This window comes from Natronolimnobius baerhuensis, from assembly GCF_002177135.1.
In the GTDB taxonomy this organism is placed as follows: Archaea; Halobacteriota; Halobacteria; order Halobacteriales; family Natrialbaceae; genus Natronolimnobius; species Natronolimnobius baerhuensis.
Genome location: NZ_MWPH01000001.1, coordinates 135,675 through 158,708 on the forward strand (window position 1 = coordinate 135,675; position 23,034 = coordinate 158,708).

At 61.0% G+C, this 23,034-nt stretch carries 24 protein-coding genes; 13 read left to right on the forward strand and 11 right to left on the reverse strand.

Going from position 1 to position 23,034, the window contains the following annotated elements:
• Window positions 1-33 precede the first annotated feature (33 nt).
• A complete protein-coding gene (locus tag B2G88_RS00690; RefSeq protein ID WP_087713703.1) occupies window positions 34-681 on the forward strand; it encodes an HAD family hydrolase in 648 nt (215 codons plus the stop codon).
• Here the strand turns inward: B2G88_RS00690 and B2G88_RS00695 are convergent.
• Complete coding sequence (locus B2G88_RS00695) at window positions 663-1,328, reverse strand: helix-turn-helix domain-containing protein (protein ID WP_054864187.1); 666 nt, start codon at window positions 1,326-1,328, stop codon at window positions 663-665. The two genes, B2G88_RS00690 and B2G88_RS00695, sit on opposite strands and share 19 nt — an antisense overlap.
• 67 nt (window positions 1,329-1,395) lie before the next feature.
• The gene (locus B2G88_RS00700) at window positions 1,396-3,273 is read right to left on the reverse strand and encodes a molybdopterin biosynthesis protein (RefSeq protein ID WP_087713704.1); all 1,878 of its coding nucleotides are present in this window, start codon (window positions 3,271-3,273) and stop codon (window positions 1,396-1,398) included.
• Window positions 3,274-3,434: 161 nt separating this feature from the next.
• Here B2G88_RS00700 and B2G88_RS00705 point away from each other — a divergent pair, with 161 nt between their 5' ends.
• Window positions 3,435-3,749, forward strand: a complete 315-nt coding sequence (locus B2G88_RS00705) for a hypothetical protein (RefSeq protein ID WP_054864089.1) — start codon at window positions 3,435-3,437, stop codon at window positions 3,747-3,749.
• 36 nt (window positions 3,750-3,785) lie between these two features.
• Here the strand turns inward: B2G88_RS00705 and B2G88_RS00710 are convergent, their stop codons facing one another.
• Window positions 3,786-5,105 (reverse strand): molybdopterin molybdotransferase MoeA, encoded by a 1,320-nt coding sequence (locus tag B2G88_RS00710; protein ID WP_087713705.1) that lies wholly within the window; start codon window positions 5,103-5,105, stop codon window positions 3,786-3,788.
• A 104-nt stretch (window positions 5,106-5,209) separates the two neighbouring features.
• Between B2G88_RS00710 and B2G88_RS00715 the strand changes: the two genes are divergently transcribed.
• Both B2G88_RS00715 and B2G88_RS00720 read left to right on the forward strand, forming a co-directional pair.
• A complete protein-coding gene (locus B2G88_RS00715; RefSeq protein ID WP_054864088.1) occupies window positions 5,210-5,683 on the forward strand; it encodes an Hsp20/alpha crystallin family protein in 474 nt (157 codons plus the stop codon).
• 66 nt (window positions 5,684-5,749) lie between these two features.
• A complete protein-coding gene (locus tag B2G88_RS00720; RefSeq protein ID WP_087713706.1) occupies window positions 5,750-7,408 on the forward strand; it encodes an ABC1 kinase family protein in 1,659 nt (552 codons plus the stop codon).
• Window positions 7,409-7,479: 71 nt separating this feature from the next.
• Here the strand turns inward: B2G88_RS00720 and B2G88_RS19365 are convergent, their stop codons facing one another.
• Both B2G88_RS19365 and B2G88_RS00725 read right to left on the reverse strand, forming a co-directional pair.
• Complete coding sequence (locus B2G88_RS19365; RefSeq protein WP_176393154.1) at window positions 7,480-7,638, reverse strand: hypothetical protein; 159 nt, start codon at window positions 7,636-7,638, stop codon at window positions 7,480-7,482.
• A 134-nt stretch (window positions 7,639-7,772) separates the two neighbouring features.
• Window positions 7,773-8,138 (reverse strand): carboxypeptidase-like regulatory domain-containing protein, encoded by a 366-nt coding sequence (locus B2G88_RS00725; RefSeq protein WP_054864087.1) that lies wholly within the window; start codon window positions 8,136-8,138, stop codon window positions 7,773-7,775.
• Window positions 8,139-8,316: 178 nt separating this feature from the next.
• Here B2G88_RS00725 and B2G88_RS00730 point away from each other — a divergent pair, with 178 nt between their 5' ends.
• Window positions 8,317-9,396, forward strand: a complete 1,080-nt coding sequence (locus B2G88_RS00730) for an enolase-like domain-containing protein (protein ID WP_087713707.1) — start codon at window positions 8,317-8,319, stop codon at window positions 9,394-9,396.
• A gap of 358 nt (window positions 9,397-9,754) precedes the next feature.
• On the opposite strand, the gene B2G88_RS00740 is transcribed toward B2G88_RS00730, so the two are convergent.
• On the reverse strand, window positions 9,755-10,327 hold the full coding sequence (locus B2G88_RS00740; RefSeq protein ID WP_087714270.1) for a hypothetical protein: 573 nt from the start codon (window positions 10,325-10,327) through the stop codon (window positions 9,755-9,757).
• A gap of 125 nt (window positions 10,328-10,452) precedes the next feature.
• On the opposite strand from B2G88_RS00740, the gene B2G88_RS00745 reads away from it, so the two are divergent.
• From B2G88_RS00745 to B2G88_RS00755, 3 genes are all read left to right on the forward strand, one after another.
• On the forward strand, window positions 10,453-10,827 hold the full coding sequence (locus B2G88_RS00745; RefSeq protein WP_054864085.1) for a translation initiation factor IF-5A: 375 nt from the start codon (window positions 10,453-10,455) through the stop codon (window positions 10,825-10,827).
• A complete protein-coding gene (gene speB, locus B2G88_RS00750; protein WP_087713708.1) occupies window positions 10,827-11,702 on the forward strand; it encodes an agmatinase in 876 nt (291 codons plus the stop codon). The genes B2G88_RS00745 and speB overlap by 1 nt, the downstream gene beginning before the upstream one ends.
• Window positions 11,703-11,853: 151 nt before the next feature.
• Window positions 11,854-12,225 (forward strand): DUF7344 domain-containing protein, encoded by a 372-nt coding sequence (locus B2G88_RS00755; protein ID WP_054864084.1) that lies wholly within the window; start codon window positions 11,854-11,856, stop codon window positions 12,223-12,225.
• Window positions 12,226-12,276: 51 nt separating this feature from the next.
• On the opposite strand, the gene B2G88_RS00760 is transcribed toward B2G88_RS00755, so the two are convergent.
• Window positions 12,277-13,200 (reverse strand): acetamidase/formamidase family protein, encoded by a 924-nt coding sequence (locus B2G88_RS00760; protein ID WP_087713709.1) that lies wholly within the window; start codon window positions 13,198-13,200, stop codon window positions 12,277-12,279.
• Window positions 13,201-13,339: 139 nt separating this feature from the next.
• On the opposite strand from B2G88_RS00760, the gene B2G88_RS00765 reads away from it, so the two are divergent.
• From B2G88_RS00765 to B2G88_RS00780, 4 genes are all read left to right on the forward strand, one after another.
• Window positions 13,340-14,110 (forward strand): Nif3-like dinuclear metal center hexameric protein, encoded by a 771-nt coding sequence (locus tag B2G88_RS00765; RefSeq protein ID WP_087713710.1) that lies wholly within the window; start codon window positions 13,340-13,342, stop codon window positions 14,108-14,110.
• Between the two features lie 671 nt (window positions 14,111-14,781).
• Window positions 14,782-15,963 carry a hypothetical protein gene (locus B2G88_RS00770; RefSeq protein WP_054863736.1) on the forward strand — a complete coding sequence of 394 codons (1,182 nt, stop codon included), beginning with the start codon at window positions 14,782-14,784 and terminating at the stop codon, window positions 15,961-15,963.
• A gap of 110 nt (window positions 15,964-16,073) precedes the next feature.
• Complete coding sequence (locus B2G88_RS00775; protein WP_087713711.1) at window positions 16,074-17,114, forward strand: deoxyhypusine synthase; 1,041 nt, start codon at window positions 16,074-16,076, stop codon at window positions 17,112-17,114.
• An 85-nt stretch (window positions 17,115-17,199) separates the two neighbouring features.
• A complete protein-coding gene (locus B2G88_RS00780; protein WP_054863737.1) occupies window positions 17,200-17,802 on the forward strand; it encodes an HAD family hydrolase in 603 nt (200 codons plus the stop codon).
• A gap of 17 nt (window positions 17,803-17,819) precedes the next feature.
• Here the strand turns inward: B2G88_RS00780 and B2G88_RS00785 are convergent, their stop codons facing one another.
• Together B2G88_RS00785 and B2G88_RS00790 are read right to left on the reverse strand one after the other, a co-directional pair.
• Window positions 17,820-18,203, reverse strand: a complete 384-nt coding sequence (locus B2G88_RS00785; protein WP_054863738.1) for a pyridoxamine 5'-phosphate oxidase family protein — start codon at window positions 18,201-18,203, stop codon at window positions 17,820-17,822.
• Window positions 18,204-18,271: 68 nt separating this feature from the next.
• Window positions 18,272-18,982 (reverse strand): glycosyltransferase, encoded by a 711-nt coding sequence (locus B2G88_RS00790; RefSeq protein ID WP_054863739.1) that lies wholly within the window; start codon window positions 18,980-18,982, stop codon window positions 18,272-18,274.
• Between the two features lie 281 nt (window positions 18,983-19,263).
• Here B2G88_RS00790 and B2G88_RS00795 point away from each other — a divergent pair, with 281 nt between their 5' ends.
• Window positions 19,264-19,494 (forward strand): hypothetical protein, encoded by a 231-nt coding sequence (locus B2G88_RS00795; protein ID WP_054863740.1) that lies wholly within the window; start codon window positions 19,264-19,266, stop codon window positions 19,492-19,494.
• Window positions 19,495-19,622: 128 nt separating this feature from the next.
• Here the strand turns inward: B2G88_RS00795 and B2G88_RS00800 are convergent, their stop codons facing one another.
• The gene (locus B2G88_RS00800) at window positions 19,623-20,399 is read right to left on the reverse strand and encodes a class I SAM-dependent methyltransferase (protein WP_054863741.1); all 777 of its coding nucleotides are present in this window, start codon (window positions 20,397-20,399) and stop codon (window positions 19,623-19,625) included.
• 311 nt (window positions 20,400-20,710) lie between these two features.
• A complete protein-coding gene (locus B2G88_RS00805) occupies window positions 20,711-22,987 on the reverse strand; it encodes a twin-arginine translocation signal domain-containing protein (protein WP_087713712.1) in 2,277 nt (758 codons plus the stop codon).
• Between the last annotated feature and the right edge of the window lie 47 nt (window positions 22,988-23,034).

Consider the following 23,034-nt stretch of genomic DNA (forward strand, 5'->3'; position numbering starts at 1 on the left):
ATTTACTCACGACGGCCGTACAGTTGTGTCCGAATGGTCTCCGAGTATGACTTTTGGCTGCTCGATCTCGACGGCACGCTGGTCGACGTCGACTGGTCCTACACCCGCGAGGTGTTCGACCGGGTCGGCGATAGCCTCGGCCGTGAGTTCACGGACCGTGAGGCCGAGATCCTCTGGAACGGTCTGACCGGCTCTCGTGACCACCAACTTCGCGAGTGGGGGATCGACCCTGCTTCCTTCTGGGAGTCGTTTCACGCTAACGAGGACCCGATGGTGCGGGCCGAACAGACCTACCTCCACCCCGACGCCGAGTTCGTCGCCGACCTCGAGGAACCCGTTGGCCTCGTCACCCACTGCCAGGAGTTTCTCGCAGAGCCGGTCTTAGAGCATGTCGGCATTCGCGACTGGTTCGACGCGCGCCTATGCTGTACCGAAGAGACGGGTTGGAAGCCGAATCCCGAACCCGTCGAGCAGGTCATGGCAGACCTCGGGGTTGCAGGCAACGGGGCACAGGGCGTGCTCGCTGGCGATGGCGCGTGTGACGTTGGGGCCGCCTGGAACGCCGGCCTCGATGCGATCCACGTTGAACGCCTCGGGCACGACCGGCGCGGTCGCTGCGTCCTTGGTGACTACCGCGTTCAGTCGTTCGACGAACTGTCGGCCTACTCGAGGACTGATTGAGACCGTTCTTTCGTTGGCTGTAACTCCTCGTCGACCAGCGTCTCGTAGGCTCGGCGGAATCGCTCAGAGAGCGCCTGATGAGAGATGCCGAGTTCGTCCGCCAACTCCTCCATCGAAATGTTACGCGGAATCTCGAAGTAGCCATACTCGAGGGCTGCCTCGAGCGCTTCTCGCTGTTGTGGGGTCAGCCGTGTCTCTGGTTCTGCATACGCCGACACGTCGGTCACGCGCCGAAGGTCGGCGTTGACGCCACGGTCGACAAACTGGTCGTACGCGTCACAGAGCGCGTTTCGGTCGGGAAATCGGGCGCGAACCTGCCACCAGCCGTCGCTGCCCCAGGCCTCGAGCAGCGACCCGCCTTCCGCGAGGAGGTCATCACACAGGCGCTCGATGCCTCGCCCATCGAAAAATCGCATGTCGAATAAGTATCGCGAGTCGGTTTCGACGAGTAAGTCGAACGTGTCGATGGTTGGGTCGCGTTCGAACGCCTGCTGTGCGCTCGCTCGGTCGATGCCGGAAACCCAGAGACAGGGCTGTGTCCCCGAGACTGACGACTCGATTTCGAACGTCGCGTCGGGGGCGTGCTCGAACGTCGTCTCGAGTATCGTGTCCGTGGCTGGGAGCCGGATCTCGGCTATTGTCGACATCAAGCGTCATACATCAGCATACCCTAAAAACCGCTGTCCAGACAGTCCTGACTGTCCACTCGAGTTATCAATCGTCGCTCGAGCGCCGACGCAACTCGTCGATGGTCTCGAGTGCTGACTCGAGTTCTCGAACGCCGGGTTTGTCGATCCGGTCAGGATTCGTCAGCACGCGGATGGATTGACTGCCAACGGGGACGAATCCGAGGTCGAGTCGGTCGGCCGTTTCGCGCAGGCCGAGACCCGCATCTGCCTCTCCTGCGATAACCTTCCGTGCGGGACTTTCGTGGGCTCGCAAGCCGAGATCGAAGCCGTCGATTGCCTCGACGAGGTCGTGTCGCTCCACGCCGCGTTCCTCGGCAAGGTCGGCGATGGCCGCCCCGAGACTCGAGCGCAGGCCGGAGTCAGTGGTCCGGTTGACGAACCGGAGGTCGCGATCAACGAGAGCCGCCAGTTCGTCGATTTCGTTCGGGTTCCCTGCCTGGGCGATCAGTCCCCACTCGCGCTCCCACTCGCCGAGCGTCGTCGCCTCGAGCTCCCGCTCGAGCGGCCCGGCGACGACGGCCACGTCGGGGACGCCCTCGCGCAGTCGGCGCAGGCCAGGGCGCGAGCCAACCGAGAGATAGCGGGGATTCTCGAGGCGGTCGAGCACGCGATTGAGTGTTGGATCGTCCTCGCCGACGCCGAGCATCGTCGGCGGCCGAACGTCCGGCGAGAACAACTGGACGGTGACGGACTCGCCGGCCTCGAGATAGTCCGTCTCCGCGTCGACTTCGACAACGCCGTCGGCTTCGGCAAGGCTGGTCGTCGCGCCGGAACCTTTGTCGACGGGGTAGACGAGCGTCTCGCCGTCACCATCGTTGGTCAGGCCAACGGGTAATAGCAGGTGTCGACCCTCCTCGGAGCGCGCCTCTCGAGCCAGTCGACCCGAGACGGTCGCGGCTGCGGGTTCAGGGAGTCCGGCCGCTTCGCGGATCGCTGGCGCGACGAACGTTCGAAAGACCATCATCGCTGAGACGGGATAGCCAGGGAGGCCGACGTACGCCGACGACTCGAGTCGGCCGACGAGCATCGGTTTGCCGGGTTTGACGCTGACGCCATGCAACAGGAGTTCGCCCTGCTCTTCGATGACGCGGTAGATCACGTCGACTGCGCTCGCGCTTGTTGAACCCGACGAAAGCACGAGATCACACTCGTTGGCAGCCTCCCGCAGAACGCGCTCCATCTCGTCTTGGTCGTCGCCCGCGTGGGGGTAGAGAACGGCCTCTCCGCCTGCATCCTCGACGCCCGCGGCGATGGTGTAGCTGTTGACGTCGTATATTTCGCCGCGAGCGCTGTCGACATCGTTTCCCGGCCGAACGAGTTCGTCGCCCGTTGAGACGATACCCACTTTTGGTGGCGCACGGACGGGAACCTCGTCGATCCCGAGCGCAGAAAGGAGGCCGATATCTCGCGGCGTAATCCGCGTTCCGGGGCCCAGTGCCCGCTCGCCCGCAGCCACGTCTGCGCCTGCGAACATGACGTTATCTCCGGGTGCAACCGACGTTCGAACCAATACGTCGCCGTTCTCGTCGACATCGGTGCGCTCAACCGCCACCATCGCATCCGCGCCCTCGGGCATCACCGCTCCCGTCGAAATCTCGACGGCCTGTCCGGACTCGAGCGCCACGTCCGGTTCCTCGCCGGCATGTACTTCGCCAACGAGTTCCAGGCGCGCGGGGTCGGCCTCGTCAGCGCCGAACGTGTCACGCGCGGCCAGCGCGTAGCCGTCGAGACTTGCCCGGTCGAACCCCGGCACGTCGAGTTCGGCATCGAGTCGTGCGAGCAGTACCCGGCCGCGGGCCTCTGCGAGCGATACCCGGTCGACGCCACCCTCGAGCGAGAGCGAGTCGAGTGCCTCGCGTGCCGCAGTGGGTGAGGCGAGATCGCGAAACTCCTTGCGGTCCATAGCGGGTTGTTGGGACTCGAGGCTATAGTAGCCACTGCAAGTCGACACACAGTGCACACGAGGACGTCATACCGCACGAATCTACTGGATTTTTGTTCAGGTCCGAGTCACGATTTGCGGGATATAGGTGGATTTTTATGATAGACAGCGAATCTTGTGGTATGGCTACCCATGGCTCTCGGAACGGGGCAACAGGGGGTTCTCGTCCCACTCTTCTCGCGTTGGATCTGCCACAGTTCTCGCGATTGAGTTGGGAACTCGGCGCACGGCTACTCGACGACGATGCAACGTGTCACAGCAAGTGGGAACGGACCGGCAGCACATGGCGACTCTCGATTTTCCGCGTCGAAACGAATACGGCCGTTGTTCGGGTCCAAACGCCCGTCGGCCGCGAACGCTTCTACACCATCGCCGAACTCGACCTCGAGGCAGTTATTCCTGAACTCGAGGCTGCAGCGCACTGGCAGCGCGTCTAATCTCTGCCTGTTCCACACGATAGCTCGGAACTGTCGTTAGCTAGTTGGCTCCCAGTCCTGCACAGCAACCGTCTCGCCAGCCGGAATCCCCTCGAGTGCATCGTCAACGACGACCCAGCCATCCGCGAGTGCGACGCTCGAGAGGACGCCCGAGCCGCTGGCCCGCGTTGGCGTCGCTGCGTACTGCGGTTCACCGTCGTCGATGTCGTCGGCATCGCGGGCCTCGAGTTGCACGCGGGCGAACGTCCTGGTCCCGGGTTCGCTCGGAATCTTGCGCTCGAGGACGGCCTGTGTCGTCGGGTGGGGTGCTGGCTCGGTGCCCTCGAGCCATTGGAGGACGGGTCGGAGGAACTGGACGGCGTTGACGATGCAGGCGACTGGGTAGCCGGGCAGGGCGAGAACGGGCGTGTCCTCGACGATGCCGAGACAGACGGGATGGCCGGGTTTGAGCCCGACGCCGTGGACGAGCACCTCACCTACGTCGTCGATCACCTCCGGGAGCAGGTCGCGCTCGCCGACGGACGAGCCGCCGGTCGTGACGACGACGTCTTTCGTCAGATCGCGCTGAATCGCGACGCGTAGTGACTCGGGGTCGTCGGTAACAACGTCGCGGTAGGTTGCACGCGCGCCCCAGCGTTCGGCTAGCCGCGAGACGGTCAACCCGTTCGTCTCGATCACTTCGCCCGGTTCGGGATCGCCCGCAACGAGTTCCTCGCCGGTGGGGATCACGCCGACGGTTGGCTGCGAGGCGGCGGCAACCCGGTCGTAGCCCGCCGAGCGAATCAGACCGAGATCCGACGGTCGAAGGTGATGCCCGGCATCGTAGAGGTGCTGGTCCGCCTCGATATCCTCGCCGATTGGGGCGACGTTTTCACCCTCGGCGACGGCATCTTCGACCTCGAGTTCGCCCGTTGCCTCGAGTTCGGTGACGTGCTCGATCATGACGACGGCGTCTGCGCCCTCGGGGAGCGCGCTCCCGGTATGGACACGCGCGGCGGTGTTCGGGTTGACAGTGGCGGCTGCACCGACGCCATCCGTCACTCGAAGTAGTTCTGGTGACCGGGCACTTGCGCCGAACGTCTCTTCGGCGCGGACGGCGTAGCCATCCATTGCCGCACGCTCGTAGTGTGGGACGTTCTGGGCGGCCGTAATCGGCGCGGCGAGGACGCGCCCGTCTGCGCGCTCGAGGTCGATTGTTTCGGTTCCAGTCGCGGGTAGTCCTGCAGCACCGGCAGTGCTGTCTGCACCCTGTTCCGGCTGGGCGTCAACCGCCTCGCGGAAGATCTGTCGTGCCTCATCGACCGGGGTCCGCACTTTGAACCCCGATTCCGTGCGGTCGCTGTCTGGTCCGTTCATACGCTGCATCGGGTCGGCCGAGGGCAAAAGCGTACGGGACACGTTGTTCGTTCTCATCGACCGCGACCGCGGGCTTTTTCGTATCGGCGTTCGAACGTGTATCCATGTCAGCGCTTCGTGACGCCTTGGGGACCCTCTCCGACGACGTCTTCTTCGATCTCTTAGAGAGCGACGAGGCGTATCTGCTGGTCCTCGACGTCCCCGGTATCTCCGCCGATTCACTCGAGTTGACGGCCGACGACAGCCATCTCGAGATTACCGCGCGTCGAGCGAAATCCCTCCCCGATGAGTTCCAGTATCTCGAGGAAAATCGCTCGCTGTTTTTCGATGTTGAGCTCCCCGTGCCCGACGATGCACTCGCTCAGGAGGCCCAGGCCATGGTCGACCGTGGGGTCCTCGAACTGACGATTCCAAAGCGCACGTCGACGACGGAGACGACCATCGACGTCGTTGACACCGACCAGTCAACGCGGAGTGAGACCGAAATCGAACCTGCGGCTGGATCGTCCCTCACAACTGAGACCGAGAGTGACCCAGAAACTGACACCGAGGCCAATACCGAGACGGAATCCGGGTGACCTAGTCTGCTCTCGCTTCGTGCGTACAAACGATTCGTCATCGTTGCCTGGCAGTTTCTGCCCCTCTTGCTCGCGTATGCCCGCGACCGCCGTCGGTTTCTCCTCTTTGGCGGCCGCCGGCAGGTTGGCCCCGAAACCCACCGCGAGCGCGCTGAAATCCTCCTCGAGTCGCTGTTAACGCTTGGGCCGACGTTCATCAAACTCGGCCAGTTGCTCTCGACTCGCCCCGACGTCTTGCCCCCGGCGTACATCGACGTCCTCTCTGCGCTCCAAGACGACGTGCCACCGGCCGAGTGGGACGACGCCAGAGTCGTCCTCGAGGATGAACTTGGTCCCATCGAGGAGCGCTTCCTCGAGTTCGAGACCGACCCGATCAGCGGCGCGAGTCTGGGGCAGGTGTATCGCGCTCGCGTCGCTGTCGGCAGTGAGAGTGAAGCTGATGGGGGCGCTCGAGGCGACTCGCCAGAGCACGTTCGGGACGTCGCCGTCAAAATCCGTCGCCCGGGTGTCGACGAACTGGTTTCAGCCGACTTGCAGGTTATTCACTGGTCGCTCCCGATCCTGCTGTACTTCGTTGACGACGCACGATCCTTCTCGCTCGAGAATCTTGCCGACGAGTTCTCGAAGACGCTTCGCGAGGAGATGGACTACGAGCGCGAAGCCGAGATGCTCCAGGAGATCCAGGCGAATTTCGATGGCGACGACCGCTACGTCATTCCGGACGTCATCGAGAGTCACTCGAGTCCGCGCGTGCTCACGATGGAGTACGTCGGCGGAACCAAAATTAACGACGTCGACGAACTCGAGCGCCGGGATGTTGATCGCAGTCAGATCGCCGAGAACCTCCAGTTGGCGTACATGCAGATGATCATCGATGACGGCGTCTTCCACGCTGATCCCCATCCGGGCAATCTGGCGGTCAGCGACGACGGACGGATCGTCTTCTATGATTTCGGTATGTCCGGGCGGGTCGACGAGTTCGTCCAGTCGAAAATCGTCGACTTCTATATCGCTGTTGCAAACCAGGATATCGACGCCATCCTCGATGCGCTCATCGAGATCGGGACGCTCTCACCGGAAGCCGACCGGGCGGTGATGGCCGATGTGATGGAACTCGCGATTCAGGACGCTCGCGGCGAGGATATCGAGCAGTATCGCGTCCAGCAGATCATCGGACAGGTCGAGGATTCGATCTACGAGTTTCCGTTGCGTTTGCCGAAGAACCTCGCGCTCGTCCTTAGAGTGGCGACTGTCGTCGAAGGCGTCTGTGTCACGCTCGATTCCGACTTCGATTTCATTGCGACGGCAACCGACTATCTGGTCGACGAGGGCTACCGCGAGGAGTCGATTCGCCAGTATCTCTCCGAGTCGGGCAACCAGGTCAGGCGCTCGGCCGAATCGTTGACCCGGATTGCGCCAAAAACTGAGCAAACGCTCGACCGACTCGAGCGCGATGACTTGTACGTCCGAATCGGCGTCGAGGACTCGAAGAACGTCTTCGCACTGCTTGCAAAGCGGCTGATCTACGGCATGCTGTTGACGATGTCGGTGTTCTCGATGGGTGTTCTGTACGCCCTTGACGCCGCTGAAGCCGCAATCGTCGCTGCCGTTTTTTCCGTGGTCGTTGTCGTCTTGCTGTACCGCTCGTTCCAGGGCCGCCGCTCAACGCGCGTGAAGCCGCAGTTCACTCGTCAGAGCATGCGCCAGCGACGCGGCGAAGAGTAGCATGATACACTCTTCGAGTGAGCCTGTCACTCTGTGGCCGGTCGTTCGATATCAGGAGTTGGCAACGATAATTAAAAACCCATAATCACAAACACCACAATATAGGAAATAATCCCGAAGAGAGCGGTGGCTCCCATCCAGACAGCAACTATTAGGGCTGCCTGTTTTCCAGTCATATCCTCCCCTTCGAGGAGCTTATTACATTGTGACAGCAAGTCATGGAGTCCCATGATAGAACTGTAATTTGGAATGGATAAAAAGTTGGTGGGTTATTGAACAATAATCAATCGTTTTGCTCGCATGTGCAGTGACCGAACTTCCAGATTCGGTTACAGGTGTAATTCTGAATAGCGAGGTCGCGATTCTATCTACTGATAGTGACGGTCGTCGTTTCGTCCATTTCCACTGTGGCTGCTTCAGTCGATTCGACTGCCTCAGCAGCAATCTCATAGGTCCCAGAGCTGACAGTCGTTTTGTAGCTCCCCTCGTCGTCAGTCATCACTGTGTCGGCGACGACTCCAGTTTCCGTGTCTCTGATTTCAACCGCCGTCTCGAGTGGCGTTCCGTCAGCATCCGTAACCGTTCCCTCGAGTGTGCCGGCGTCGATGACAATCGTTCCTGCCTCGTGTTCGCTCGTTTCAGTACTGATGGTGAGCAACGACTCGCCAGTCGCGTTTTCGGGCATTTGCAGTGTCGTGAGGCCCGCCTCGGCTTTCGGCTCGAGCGTCACGTTTTTCGTCTCAAGGACAGTGCCGTCGAGTTCGAAGGTGAGTGTCTCCGTCGCGGTTTCGCGTTGATGGTTTATATATTCGGGGTGCCAATCGCCACTCGAGTGTTTGAATTCGTTGGAACTGAGCGTTCACGGTCGGTGAAACGTACTTCTGACTCGCCCGTGATGGATCAGTACGATGAACGAGCAGATTGCCGATTTGTCCCTCGAGATCGCATCCGTTTCGACGACCCGCCTCGAGCGCGAGACCTCGAGTGAGTTCACCCGTGCAACGACGGAAGTGACGCTCGCCGGTCTAGCGGCTGAATCGGCCGGCGACGACCGACTCGAGGGGATCGGTGAGGACGTCACCTACGAAACCGAAGAACACGACCGACTGGCAGAGACCGGCCTGCCGGACCTGACCGGCGAGTACACCCTCGAGTCGTTTTCCGACGCGCTCGAGGACATGGATCTCTTTCCCGCGGGCGCGCCCGACCGCGAGGTCTTTCGGAACTACCGGCGCTGGGCACTCGAGAGCGCGGCGTTTGACCTCGCGCTTCGACAGACCGATGTGGGCCTCGAGGACGCACTCGAGCGTTCACTTGAACCGGTGCGGTTCGTCACCAGCACCAGACTTGGCGACCCGCCCACCGTCGACCGCCTCGAGCAACTGCACGAACAGGTGCCCGACCTCGAGTTTAAACTCGACCCCACGCCGGAGTGGGACGACGCCGTCGTCGACTCGATTCAGGACGCCGTCGGCACTGACGCGATACAAATCCTCGATCTCAAAGGGCAGTACGAGGGCACCGACGTGGACGTCCCCGCTGATCCCGACCTCTACGAGCGCGTCCTCGAGGCGTTCCCCGAGGCCGTCATCGAGGATCCCGGCGTTACTGACGAGACGCGGCCACTGCTCGAGGACTCTGCAGTTCGGAGTCGACTCTCTTGGGACGCGCCGATCCACGGTGTGGACGACGTCGAGGCGCTACCCTGGGAACCCGAGTGGCTGAACATCAAACCCTCGCGCTTTGGCTCGCTCGAGTCACTGCTCGAGACGCTTGCCTATTGCGCCGAGCGTGACATTACGATGTACGGCGGCGGCCAGTTCGAACTCGGCGTCGGCCGCGGTCAGTTGCAACTGCTCGCCTCGCTGTACTATCCGGACTCGCCCAACGACGTTGCGCCGGGGGCGTACAACGACGCTGACGTGGGCGATGGGCTGCCGGAGAGTCCGCTCGAGGTGCCGGCGGAGCAGAGTGGCTTTCGGTGGTAACTTCTCACGTCCAGCAGTTGCGTCCTAAGGGGTTGCGTTCTCCGATAAAACATAGGACTACATATCGTGCTGGGTAGATAGTCGTCGTATGTCGGTCCGAGAGAAGGTGCTCACGACGGATTTCGATGCGTGGGCCCACAAGCGAAGAGTAGTGCTAGCGATACCGATTGCTGCTGTACTCGGTGGAACAGCGGGCTCCCTGTTCGCTCCGCATATGACGAATAGCCACGTACTCACCGGCGTCCTCGGCGGTCTCTTCGCTGCCGGTGCTGTACTACTGTGCTGTGTTGTGCTCGCGATTTTCGATTGAATTACACTCTAATCTGCGGTATCGACCGGAAACCGCTTCCAGTACGTCCTACTCGCGACAGGGCCCCCAGAGCGTCGCACGGTCTGCGTTCGGCTCGTCACTCTTGCCCTCGGAGGCCGCTTTGACGTCTCGGTGCAATTCGAACGCCCGATACTCGTCATCGGTGGCCACTCGCTGTGCAAACGCCGGCGGCACTGAGACGCGCCGACACTCGCCGTCGACGAGCAGGCCGCCAGGACCGAACGTAAACTCGAGGTCGTACCGTTCGACACGGTCATCGCGCTCCTCGAGCACCGGATGGATCGCCTCGAGGACGTCGACGACGTAGCCGAAGACGAGTTCCATCCCCGGCCTGTCGGCGGTCTCGAGGTCGATCCGGATGACCGGGATGATCGCCGGTGGCTCGTCGTCGGTGCTATCGATTGCCCGGACCTGTGGTGACGACTCGAGGTGGGTTCCCTGACCGGCCGGCATCGAGTCGGCGAGGCGCTCCTCGAGGACCTGAACGCGACCACGTTGGCCGCGCGTCCGCAAGCGTTGGACGAGTTTGACGCCGACGACGACCGCGACTGCGACGGCAATGCCGCCGAGTACCGGTGGAACGTCTCCGAAGACTGCCATCATTGGCACATCCTTGGCGGGCTACGTAGTAGGGATTTCGACGTTGGTCGGTCCTCGGTATCGCAGTACAGGCGTCCGGAGCGCATTCCAAACGGTTTATGCCCGTCGGTTGATTACCCCGGGACATGGCGAAACAGCAAACCGAAGTTCGCGAACTCCAGGAAGGAAGCTACGTCATGATCGACGATGCAGCGTGTCAGATTAACGGCTACTCGACCGCAAAGCCCGGCAAACACGGCAGCGCGAAGGCCCGCGTCGAGGCCAAGGGCGTCTTTGACGGCAAGAAACGCTCGCTCTCCCAGCCTGTCGACGCGAAGATCTGGGTCCCAATCATCGAGCGAAAACAGGGACAGATCGTTTCCGTCGACGGGAACGACATGCAGGTCATGGACTTAGAAACCTACGAGACGATCACGATGCGTATCCCCGAGGACAAAGATGTCTCCCCCGACGATAACATCGAATACCTCGAGATGGAAGACCAGCGAAAGATCGTCTAATGTTTCCCGGGGCGACTGACAAACGCGGAGCAGGCGACGCTGCCGGCCAGACGGCCGATTCGGCGGACGCGAACTTCGTGGTCGTCGGTGCGCCCCTGGACGTCTCGACGACCTTTCAGCCGGGGACCCGATTCGGCCCTCGGCGCATTCGATCTTTTGCCGCGCCGTTTGACGATTACGACTACCGGACGGACCAGCACTTCTCGGATCTCGGCGTCGTCGACCGCGGCGACGTCCACACGTGGGACGACGTTTCCGAGTACCTCGAGTGGCTCGAGGGAACACTTCGCGACGCCGTCTGGGACGACGCCATCCCGCTCGTTTTGGGTGGCGAACACACCGTTTCACTCGCGGGCGTCCGCGCTGTCGAACCGGAGGTGTTCGTCTGTCTGGACGCCCACCTCGACCTGTACGACGCCTACGACGGCAATCCGCTCTCGCACGCGGCCGTTACTCGCCGCATTCTCGAGGATGTCGACTCCGTCGAGGAGGCCGTTATCCTTGGTGCCCGGACGGGCAGCGAACTCGAGTGGGAGCGCGCAGACGCCGACGACGTAACCGTTGTCTCACCGGAGACGGTCGCAGCGCCGTCGTTCGCCCTCGACGATGTCGTCGACCTCGAGGCTCGATCCACCTATCTGAGCGTCGACATCGACGCCGCAGACCCCGCGTACGCACCCGGGACAGGGACGACGGAGCCGTTCGGCCTCGAGGCCCGCGAAATGCGCGATATCGTCCGCGCGGTTGCCCCCCATGCGAGTGGGTTCGATGTGGTCGAGGTCAACGACCGCGACGACGGACAGGCAGCCTCGCTGGCCGGTAAACTGCTGCGGGAGTTCGTCTTTTCGGCTGGCGCGACAGCCCAGACACAGTAGCTTTCCGTGCGGTCGACTGCGTTTTGTTTTCAGTACCCATCGTCGACTGGCATCAATCCATCTTGCCAACGCGCCCACTCATCGTCTCGAACGATCAGTACCCTACCAGTTAGGGACAACAATTGCACTGTCGATGCCCTAACGTAGGCTCGTGACACAGCCGCAACTCCCCCAGATCGACCGACCGGCGGCTCGCGCAATCGTCTCGAACCACCACCGACGAAGGCTGGTCTGTCACCTCGAGCACGGCGAAACCGTTTCCGTTGCCGAAGCAGTACGGCGACTCGGCACTCGCGACCAGCAGTCAGCCGAAGACGACGCAGCCGAGCCGACCCGCCAGCAACTCAGACTCGCACTTGTACATAATCACCTCCCGCGACTGGACGACCACGACGTCCTCGAGTACGATCCAAACACAAACGAGATCACTCTCACGGCACCACTCGAGTACGAACATTCGGAGGCAGTCTTCGAGACGCTTCTCGAGCCAGCGCTCGAAGCTCCAAACGCCAATTCGTGGTGACTCTAGGCAACCAGCCCTCGAGTCCACAGAGTAGGCGGTGAAAGCGCCCGCTCAGAACGGCGAGGACAGGTACGTCTTCGGAATCGCGTTTCGAACGGTCACCAGCGGATCGACGACCTGGCTGATCTCGAGTCCACCAACCAGACTCGAGACCATGTACGCCTCGGTGTCGTCGAACCCGTGTTCAGCCGCCAGTAACGAAATCGCATCCCGGTTCGCGAGTTTGCAGGCCTCCTCGAGCGTCTCCGCGCTCGCGAGGGGCTTCCAGGCGTCGTCGGTTTCGACCAGCGGCCGCTCGAGGTCGACTGCAGCGTCGTCACCGTCGATGACCTCGAGTGTCACGTCGATCTCGCAGGCGATTTCCGCGCCTGTGCCACACATCTCGCCGTCGGCCATCGCGGCCTTGCAGTCACCCATCGCGAGCATCGCGCCTGACTGAAAGACGGGTAAGTAAACCGTGTTGCCCACCGTGATATCCGTCGTATCCAGGTTCCCGCCGTGATCGTGCGGGACGAGCGTCGTGTACGACTCCGCGTCGGGAGCGACGCCGATTGTTCCGATTACGGGCGCGACTGGCACCTCGAGGTCGTCGAATGAAATCGTGTGCTCGTCGCTGTCGCCATCGACGGGCGTCATACGCGTCCTCGGCGCGTCAATCGCCTCGTCGCCGTCGAGCAGGCCGAAGCCGTCGATGGTGACCACGCGGCCGTGGTCCTCGGCGAGTCGGATGGCCTCGATCTCGACTCGCAGTACGTCTCCCGGCTCGGCGTCCGAAACGGCGATTGGCCCTGTGGCCGCGTTTACCTCCTCGGGAACCGACTCGAGGACGTCCGAGTCGGACTGGACTGCGCCATCGAGGCTATCGCGGGTGTCAATCGTCAGCTCGGTTCCCGACTCGACGGTTTCGATTGCCTCGAGATCGGGTGTGAACTCGTAGATCGCACCAGTTTCGTGGCTCACTGTGGGACGTATCATAGCGTTCTCTTTTACCGGGATGCTGGTAAAGTCCTCCCTCGCGGCGACTGTGGGTGGGTATTCTTGAGGAGTACTGACATTCCGACTGCGCCCAGTACGTATCGCAAGCATACAAATCGCTCGAGGCCAAACTGGAGATATGGATCTCGCGGAGTTCACCGCCCAGCTCAACGCGGAGTTACGCCACGCAGACTACGCCGACATCGACGCGAGCGTGAACGGCTTGCAGGTCGGTCCCGAGACCGGGTCGGTCGAGCACGTCGCGTTCGCCGTCGACGGTGCACAGGAGACGTTCGAGCGCGCGGCCGACGCCGACGCTGACGTGCTGGTCGTCCACCACGGCATCTCGTGGGGCGGCTTCGACCGCGTCACCGGCCGCACCTACAACCACGTCGACACGCTGCTCGAGAACGACCTCGCGCTGTACGCCTCCCACCTCCCGCTCGACGGACACCAGCAACTGGGCAACGCAGCAGGGGTCGCGAACGTCCTCGACCTCGAGGACTGCACGCCCTTCGGCGAGCACGGCAGCGAGTACATCGGCCAGCGCGGACGCGCCGCCGAGCGCTACACGGCCGCGACACTGCGCGACCGCCTCGAGGCCAATCTCGACACCGGCGGCGAGGGCGTCCGCGTGCTCGAGTTTGGGCCGGGCGAGATCGACGAGATCGCCATCGTCACCGGCAGCGGCACGGACTGGCTCGACGAGGCTGCGACGGCCGGCGTCGACGCACTCGTGACTGGCGAGGGTAAACAGAAAGTCTACCACGCCGCAAAAGAGGCCGGAATCACCGTCATGCTGGCAGGTCACTACGCGACGGAGACCTTGGGTGTGCGCGCACTGCAAGATCTGGCCGAAACTGAGTGGGGTCTCGAGACGACCTTTATCGACGCCCCGACTGGATTGTAGCGTTCAGTCTCCGAACGCCCGATATCTGCCCCGTAACAGTCCCATACTGCCCCGAAGGAGCCACTGTGCTCGAGAGGCGACGATGTGGACTCCGACGATGGCGATCACCGTCCTTTCCTGTGCGTTGTCGCACCGGTGAGAGACACCATTGCGAGCCTCCGACCGTTCGTGTTGTGACTGCATGAAGTGCGCTGGCCAATCACAAGATTCGGCGCTGGGATTGACAGCCGCGACGAGCAACGCTGTCTATGTACTCTCCTTTGACCGTGTAAGCGCACACTGTCGTCGGTAGGTCACTGCTGTCTCGTCCCTGCGTGTGCACATCACCTTGTTTCTCGATGGTCGACTCGAGTAGCCAACTCCTGTGTCAGTCGTCTCGAGTAGACAATGGCCTGTGGCGTGCCCTGTATGGTGGCCTTTCAATCCATATCCATAGACTTCCAGTGTGTCTGTACATCGAATGGTGGACGTAGGCGCTACTAGTCGGCGGTTTCTCTACGGATTCGAATCGCTCTCGAGACGTTCACAGCCATGACTCTCACGACGCAGTGAGCGTTCAAGAAGTAGTAGTCTCGTGAGTTTGGTTAGTTCACTGATTACAAACCGTCCGTCTCTCGGAGTACTCGATACTCACCGGGTCGGCGTGACCGCCGGCGGCCGGGAGCGAACCTATGACCGACGAACGTACTCTCTCAAGACGGGATAGCCTCAAAGGAATCGCAACGACTGGCGCACTTATCGGCGGCGCTGGCATCGGGCTCGGTACAGCAAGCGCACAGGAAACGGACGACCACGGCGTCTCTCAGGTGACCTTCCAGCAGTGTCACTCACTGTACGTCCTCCTCGAGGACACGGACTCGCTGCCGATCAACGTCTGGATTCGCACGTACAACGCGGAACGTGAACGCTTCGAGAACGTCGTGAAACCGATCACGGCCGCGCATGTGTACCAGTTTCCCGCGGTATACGGCGACTACTACGTTGCCGAATTCAATGTCTTCCAGTTCTACGACCACACGTTCGATGCCGGTGACGAGATCCTCTCCGTGACGATCGGCGGAGAAACGCTGGTGAACCCGAACAACTGCAAGGCCCTTCCGGAAGACGGAATGGACGCGAATGACCGGAAGAACGGGAAGAGACACGAAGATCACAAGAAGCACGACGAGGACAAGTACGCAGAAAAGAAACGCGAGATAGGCAAGAAAGACACGAAGGACACGAAAGAAAAACACGACGAGAAGGCTAAGAAAGAAAAGAAACACGAGAAGGGCAAGTACGACGACAAGGACAAAGACAAGGACGACAGCGGTACTATCGATCTGAACAACGTCAGGCTCGTGGCCAAGTGCGTCGATACTCCGCTTGGACTCGCTCGGTACCGGGTCGAGAACCAAAACGAGAAGTCAATCACAGTCGCGTACGGAGTTGATGATACCGAGCAGACTGGTTCTATTTTTGTCGAAGCAAAAAGTGCAACTTACTTCGAAATTCCTGCCCCAGAGGGCGACGCACTCGTCGGACTGTTCTACGACGAACACCAGATTGATGCCGCGGAGAGTGCGACGGAAACCGTGTGTGTCCCTCGAAGTCGGATCGGATTCGATGGCCGGTGTATTGACCCCGAGGCGAAAGAAGCACGGTTCTACGTGCGAAGCGGAACTCACACCGATCGAACCTTTGTCTACCGTGTCGCTGAGACCGGCGAGATTGGCACGGTCACGATACCGGACGATCTCAGTAGTGCCGAGATTTTCTGGGTCGCTGCCCCGGACGGGGAGGCAACGGTGACGCTGTTCTACGAGGGTCATGCCATCGGAACGGCTACCGTCGATCCAGACGATCACTGTTAGGTAATCCGAAACCAGACTCGCCAGGCTGGTTCTGTACTTTTCTCTTCAGTCGGCGTCCTATTCACGACTGAATCGGCGCGTTCAAACCACTGGCTCGCGGACAGGTCGATATGAGCGACCCGCACGATTCACACGAGTCAGACGAGCAGGAACGGGAGACGTTTTCCCACGACCCAATCGGCCACGCGGAAGTCCGTGCCGGGATGACCGTCGGCGACCTCGCGGACGAGTACGGTGCGGCCGGCGTCGGCGCGGCAGACCTCCACGAGGCAGTCGATATTACCGAGTCGATGTTCGACGACGACGTGACCGTCTTCTTTGGACTCGCGGGTGCGATGGTGCCGACCGGCATGCGCCGCATCGTCTCTGATCTGATTCGTGAGGGTCACATTGACGTCCTCGTGACCACTGGGGCAAATCTCACGCACGACGCCATCGAGGCAATCGGCGGCAAACACCACCACGGCGCGGTCCACGCCGAGGGGAAAACCGAACGCGAACATGACGAAACCCTCCGCGATGAGGGCGTCGACCGCATCTACAACGTCTACCTCCCACAGGAGTTCTTCGCCACCTTCGAGTCACACCTCCGAGACGAGGTGTTTCCGGTGCTCGAGGCCGAGTGCGAGGAGTCAGGAGCTGTCTCGATCCAGCGACTTACCGAGGAACTTGGGCGGGCGAACGCCGAGGTCAACGAGCGCGACGAGATCGACGAAGACGCCGGGATCGCCGCCGCGGCCTACGAGTCGGACGTGCCGATCTACTGTCCGGCCGTCCAGGACTCCGTCCTCGGCCTGCAGGCGTGGATGTACTCCCAGACCGGCCCGTTCACGCTCGACGCGCTCGGCGACATGACCGCGCTGACCGATATCGCCTACTACGCCGACGAGGCGGGCGCGTTCGTCGTCGGCGGCGGGGTTCCCAAGAACTTCACCCTCCAGACGATGCTCGTCTCGCCCGATGCCTACGACTACGCCGTCCAGTTGACGATGGACCCCAAACAGACCGGCGGCCTCTCCGGCGCGACGCTCGACGAAGCGCGCTCGTGGGGCAAACTCGAGAAAGACGCCGAAAACGTCTCCGTCTACGGCGATGCGACGATCACGTTCCCGCTCGTCGTGGCTGCGGCGCTCGAGCGACTCGAGGAGTGACCAGCCACGGCCAGCCGTCACTGAGTCGATGCGAGCGCCCGACGACTGCATGAACTGTTATGTTCGCTGACGTGAATGTCAGCGTATGACGGCTATCGTGTTCGACCTCGACGGCACCGTGCTTCGTACGGTGAAAGCCTACCGAGACGTACTCGCAGACGCGATTACGTCCGTTCGCGGTGACGCACCTGATGCGTGGCTCGAGACCTACACTGCGTCGTTTCTCGAGTGTTTCGCCGAGTGCGAGCCAGAGCCGATCAGGCGAACGTTCGCCAGAATCGACGACTGTGACGATCCCGAACGCTATGCGACCGCCCTGCTCGAGGCCGAGATTGAGTCGTTTTCGCCACCGCCGGATGCTCGTCGCGTTCTCGAGGAACTCTCAGCAGCAGATACGCACGACCTCGGCGTGCTCACGAACGGCGTCCGCGACTGGCAGTTGGCGAAGCTCCGCGGGAACGACCTTGAGCAGCGTTTTGATGCAGTTGTCGCCTCCTACGACGTTGGAGCGCACAAACCCGCCGAAGCACCGTATCGCGAACTCGAGACGCGCCTCCCGGCGGATCGGTACGTGATGGTCGGGGACAGCGACAGCGATATCGAGGGCGCACAGGCTGCAGGCTGGGATGCGATCCGATACGATGGCGGGAGCTTTGAGGACGTACTGGCTGCAATTGACTCTGCCTGACCGCACACGTGTCGAAATCAGTACGTCTGGTAGCTACTCGAGCCGATATCGATTCGGACGAGCGTGTTCTCCGCGTAGGCGTCTGACTCCGCGCCGTACTTGTCGTTAATTCGCTCTCGAGCGGCGTCCGTCGCCTCGTCGTCTTCGACGATGGTGGCCGTCCCGAGCAGTGTGACCATCCACTTTGTCTGGCCAGCGTCGTCGGTCTGCACGGACAGCGACACGCGCGGATTTTCGCGGACATTCTCGAGTTTTCGCCCGGTCGTCACGATTTCGACGACCCCGTCCGTGTAGCGATACCAGACCGGGGCGACGTGTGGCCGACCGTCGACACAGGTTCCCAGATGGGCCATCAGCGGCTCGCTCTCGAGGAGCTGTGCGGCTTCGGCGTCGACTGTCATGGTCGATGTGGCACTGTCGACGCGCAAAAAGTCCACCCTTGCTGGTTGCTGTGCCGAACGAGGGACTGCTACGCGCCTGCTTGCAGGCGCTTTCGATCCAATCGGGCGTAGTGATACAACGTTCCGGTGAGTCCCTGCGTGGCGATGCGCCGCCCCGAGGACTCGACCAATACGTCGGGATAGTAGCCGGTCGGATACGCGCTTGCGACCGTGCGGCTGAACGCGGTATCCTCGTTGGCGACCGTTGGGAATCCGCCGATCTCGTCGAATACACGCCGTTTAATCAGGAAATTAAATCCCGGGAGAATCGGCTTCTCGAGGCGCGAAAGGATGTGATTGAGCGTCGCTTCCATCAGTTTGGCTCGCATCGGGCCGGTGATCCGACAGTAGGAACTCGCAGCGGCCAATCCGGTAGCCTCCGCATACCCGACGAGGTCGGTCACGTAGGTCGGACGTACCCGTGTATCGGCGTCGATAAACGCCAGCCAATCGCCACTCGCGTGTCGAGCACCGTAGTTTCGCCCATGGGCGATACTCGAGCCATCGCCCTCGAGCACTCGAGTGTCGTACTCGCGTGCAATCGCGGGCGTCCGGTCACTCGAGTCGCCGTCGACGACGATCACCTCGTACTCGTAGGCCGTCTCGAGTGCGCCGAGACTCGCGAGGGTTTCAGAGAGGTACCCGGCTTCGTTTCGAGCCGGGACGACGAAACTCACATCGACCGGTGTGTCAGCGTCACCTGCGGCTGGTGTCTGACTCTCCCCAGAGTTCGATCCCATGCTACTCGAGCGGTCATCACTGGCGAACTTAGCCGTACGGGCTTCAGGTGCCACTCGAAACAGTGGCGCTCGAGGTACCATTCATGCCATGGTATTACACAACACATTGCGTATTTTATAACATGAACTTTTATGATGGATGGCGCTGTAGCAGGTTGTACCGATGACACACCACTCGGTTGCCACGCTCGCTATCGCTGTACCTGCGCGTCTTCGATCACTCCTCGAGTCCCCCTGCACTGTGAGACGACTGTTCGACGACGCCTATACACGCAACTTCCATGAGTTCCAGCCCACACACCCAATCCCGAACTGACACCGACTTCGACGCGGCACCAGACAGCGACACAGCCGACCACACCACTCCGACGTCACCGCCAGCGCGTGCAGCCACCGACACTCCATCGCGGTGTGTCCAAGCGATGTTCTCTCCAACCCAGACAGACCGTATTCAGAGTCTCATCGACGAGCACAACGCCGCTCTCGTCTCACCCGGCACTCGAGACGACTGACAAAACCCTCATCAAAACCATCTTGGGGTCGTCGCTCGTAGCCTCGAGCGGCCGATGACGATTGCTCCGCTCTGAGCCGGACTCGGCACCCGGTGGTGATGAGCCCTATGAGTGCCGAGGCCACCGATTTACTGTGCAACAGCGACGAACCGGAGCCGACGGTAGTCGGCAATCCACGTCCCATCACGGAAATACTGGTCACGAAGGTCGTCCTCGACAGCCGCTATTACGGCGTCTTGCTCATCCGACGATAACGGCGCGAAGAGTCCATCGCCGAACAGCTCGAGCCACGCTTCAAGCCCGTCTTCTCCGTTTTCGAGTTCCGTCGGTCGGTCGAACAGTTGTGCGTCTCTTACCTCGAATCCGGTGGACTCGAGGCGGGTTGCGTACTCACCGATACTCGGGAAATACCACGGATGGTCGAATTCGTAGCCGCGCTGGGTCAGTTCCCGCTCGACGGCGTTCGTGATTGCGGCTACGTTTCCGTTCCCGCCCATCTCTCCGACGAACCGTCCGCCGGAAGCGAGCACGTCGTGTACGTTTTGGAGCACCTGGTTCTGGTCGGCGTCCAGAATCCAGTGCAACATCGCGTTCGAAAAGACCGCATCGAAGTGGGTTTCAAAACTCAGTTCTCGAGCATCCATACAAACGAACGAACACTCGGGGTCACTCTCTCGTGCGGTCTCGAGCATCTCTGGGGAGGTGTCTACCCCGACGACGTCGGCCGCCTCGCTCGAGATAGCACGTGTAAGTTCTCCTGTCCCGCACCCGAGATCGAGGATGCGTTCGTCGTTGTGGGGATCCAGAAGTGCCAACACGTCTGCTCCGTATTCGTAAACGAACGAGTGATCGTTTCGATAGTCGGTCCCGTCCCAGTCGTTAGTTTCGGCTTCGGAACTCTTCATCAGTGACGTGTTACTTCTCGTGTTATCGTATTTATATTACTGGCTCGTCGGAAGAGTACCGATAGAACACACGATGTGATGCTCGCAGACGATCTCGTGGCGCGGTCATCACTCTAGATCGTTGCGGGAAACGACGATCCGTGAGTTCCTCCTTCCCACCGATAGTAACAACAAAATCTGTGTATACACCACGTTCACTGTCCGAAATTCTCACTCACTCCATTCGTTCCGAACCGCGTACTCATTCCGAATCCACGCCTCTTTCGAACCGCGTTCCCGTCGTGCGGGTCAGTCTGCACTGACTGGCGTGGCTACTTGCCGACAGCACCAAACGCCTGCTGCATCACGTCATACGACTCTTTGAGCCGCTCGCTGTAGGCGGGTTCGTTCCACGTCTCCCACGTGAACTGGGCGGCCGAATCGAACTGCAACTCCCCATCACGTATCTCGGAGAGTGAATCGGTAATGTTCGGCTCCGACTCGAGGTCAGCTGCCTCCTGCTCCGAATCCGGCCTGACGGTCACTGCGGAGATTGAAATGTCGTCGATAACATCCCCTGCATACTCCTCCAGGGAGTACTCGTCATCCCAGAGATCCGCGATGACCTCACGTTGACTCGGGTCGCCGAAATTCAAGAGTAGCCATGGGAGTCGAATTTCGATCATGTTCTCTTCTGGGGTCACACAAACGTCAGCCAACGAATCGTACTCCTCGTGGTCTGGATCGCCAATTCCGAACCGTAGTTTCCCGGTTTCGTAGCTTTCGAACGGGACGGTCTGTTCCGGGTCCGGAATCTCCATCTCTCGGCTCAACACCAGCTCGATCTCGTGGAACTCCCCACTATCTCGGTCGCCTGCGTACTCGACCTCGGGGATCATCTCGAGAGTTTCCCCGTAGATGTAGTAGAAGACGTCGTAGTAGCTGTCGACGAGGACACGAGAGTCGTCGGGCCCTGCGAGATGGACAAGGAAATCGACGCCGTCGTTCGTCTCGAGGGCCGTGTTGAACGGGATCGAGGTGTTGCCTTGATCCGGCTTGGTATCGAGAAGGACGTACGTATTCGTGCGCTCCCAGTCGACGCTCGAACCGAGGTCGTCGTAGGTGAGTTTGAGCTGGAGATAGCGGGGATCGACCGCCGCCTCGAGTCCGGTGAGCGTTCGCTCCCCGTTATGGCCGTCGTCGAGACTCAACAGGGGCTCCGCGCTCGCGTCGGCGTGTAACTCGGTTGCGCCCTCCCACTCCGTCGGGTCCCCAGAGAGGGTAATGTCGGTCTCACCCTTCGGATCGAAACTCAGGAGGCCAAAGGACTGCTCGCACGTCTGGAAGTCCGACCAGTACGGGCGGCGGTTCGGGTCCATGTAGTCCATCGTATTCCAGACGCGTTTGAACCACTCGTCCTGCCAGGCGAAGACGGCACCGCCAAGCGAATCCGACGCCAGTATCTGTTCGTACAGTTCGGCGTTTATTGCTCCCTGTTCGTGTTCAGTGTGATGGCCCTGATCGAACCCGTGGACGTGTCTGTGGGTCATTCCTCGCGAGTCCGGGACACCGAACTCGCCGATGAAAACCGGATAGTCGTTCGCCTCGAGGAGGTCCTCGAGATAGCCGCGGTAACTACTTCGCTCGCCGTCTTCGGTAACGTAGTCGACGTAGTCGGGTTCGTAGTTCAGGAAATCTGGATAGTAGGGATAGACGTGGTAGGTCGCAAAGAGTCCGCGAGTGAATTGGTCGGTCGGCAGCACGTGGTTGAGTGTGGCGCTCGCGAGTCGCTCCTCTTCGACGGGCTCTGCGGGCTGTTCGATATGGTCAGTCGTCGGCCAGTTGGTCACGCTCAACGGCCGAAGCGTGTCGTACTGTTCGTCTTCGTACGTAGCCACGTCGTCCAGTCGCGCGCCCATCCAGTGCTCGAACGGTGTCGCGTCTTCCGTTGTAAAATAGGTTCCCTCGTACTCCTCGAGTCCGTCGTGTTTTTCGTCGGTCGCGTGGACGACTTCCGGATTCCACTCGATGCCAAGTATGTATCCGAGGACGTACGGTGAGACGTCCGCCCGAAACTGTCCGTCTGCGTGCCCTGGCCTCTCTGCAATCGAGCAGTTTCCGTGTACTGCATCGATAACGTTCTCTGTCCGCTCTCGTTGGATCGCGAGTACCTCGGAATCGAACATATCTCCCGCTTCGTCCATCACCTGTTCGTCGATCCAGTTTCCCTGTAAGAGTAACAACGGCTCATCTCGGTCGACGTTGTGCTCGGCGAGTGCGTCGTAGAACGCCGGTGGATGAAGCGTGTACGTTCGGATCACGTTCGCGTTCATCTCCGAAATCTGTCTCAGCCAGCGACTGTATTCGGCTTTCGTGATCGCTGCTTCGCCCGGAAAGTGACCCGGTTTCGCCATGCCGAGATTCACGCCTCGAGCGCGGAGGTCCGTCCACTCGCCGCCGTCTCGTCTCGTTTGGAACCGGTCGTCGGTGACGTTGGGTTCGATGTTTTGTGGCTGTGGTGGTGGCGTCTGAATCGAGAGACAACTGGAAATCCCAGTACCGACTGCTACCGTCCCCGTTGCTTTGAGAAAGTGACGTCTATCAATCAACTATAGTGTATATTAGGGGTTGCAGAGGCATACTCTTGTCCCCCACC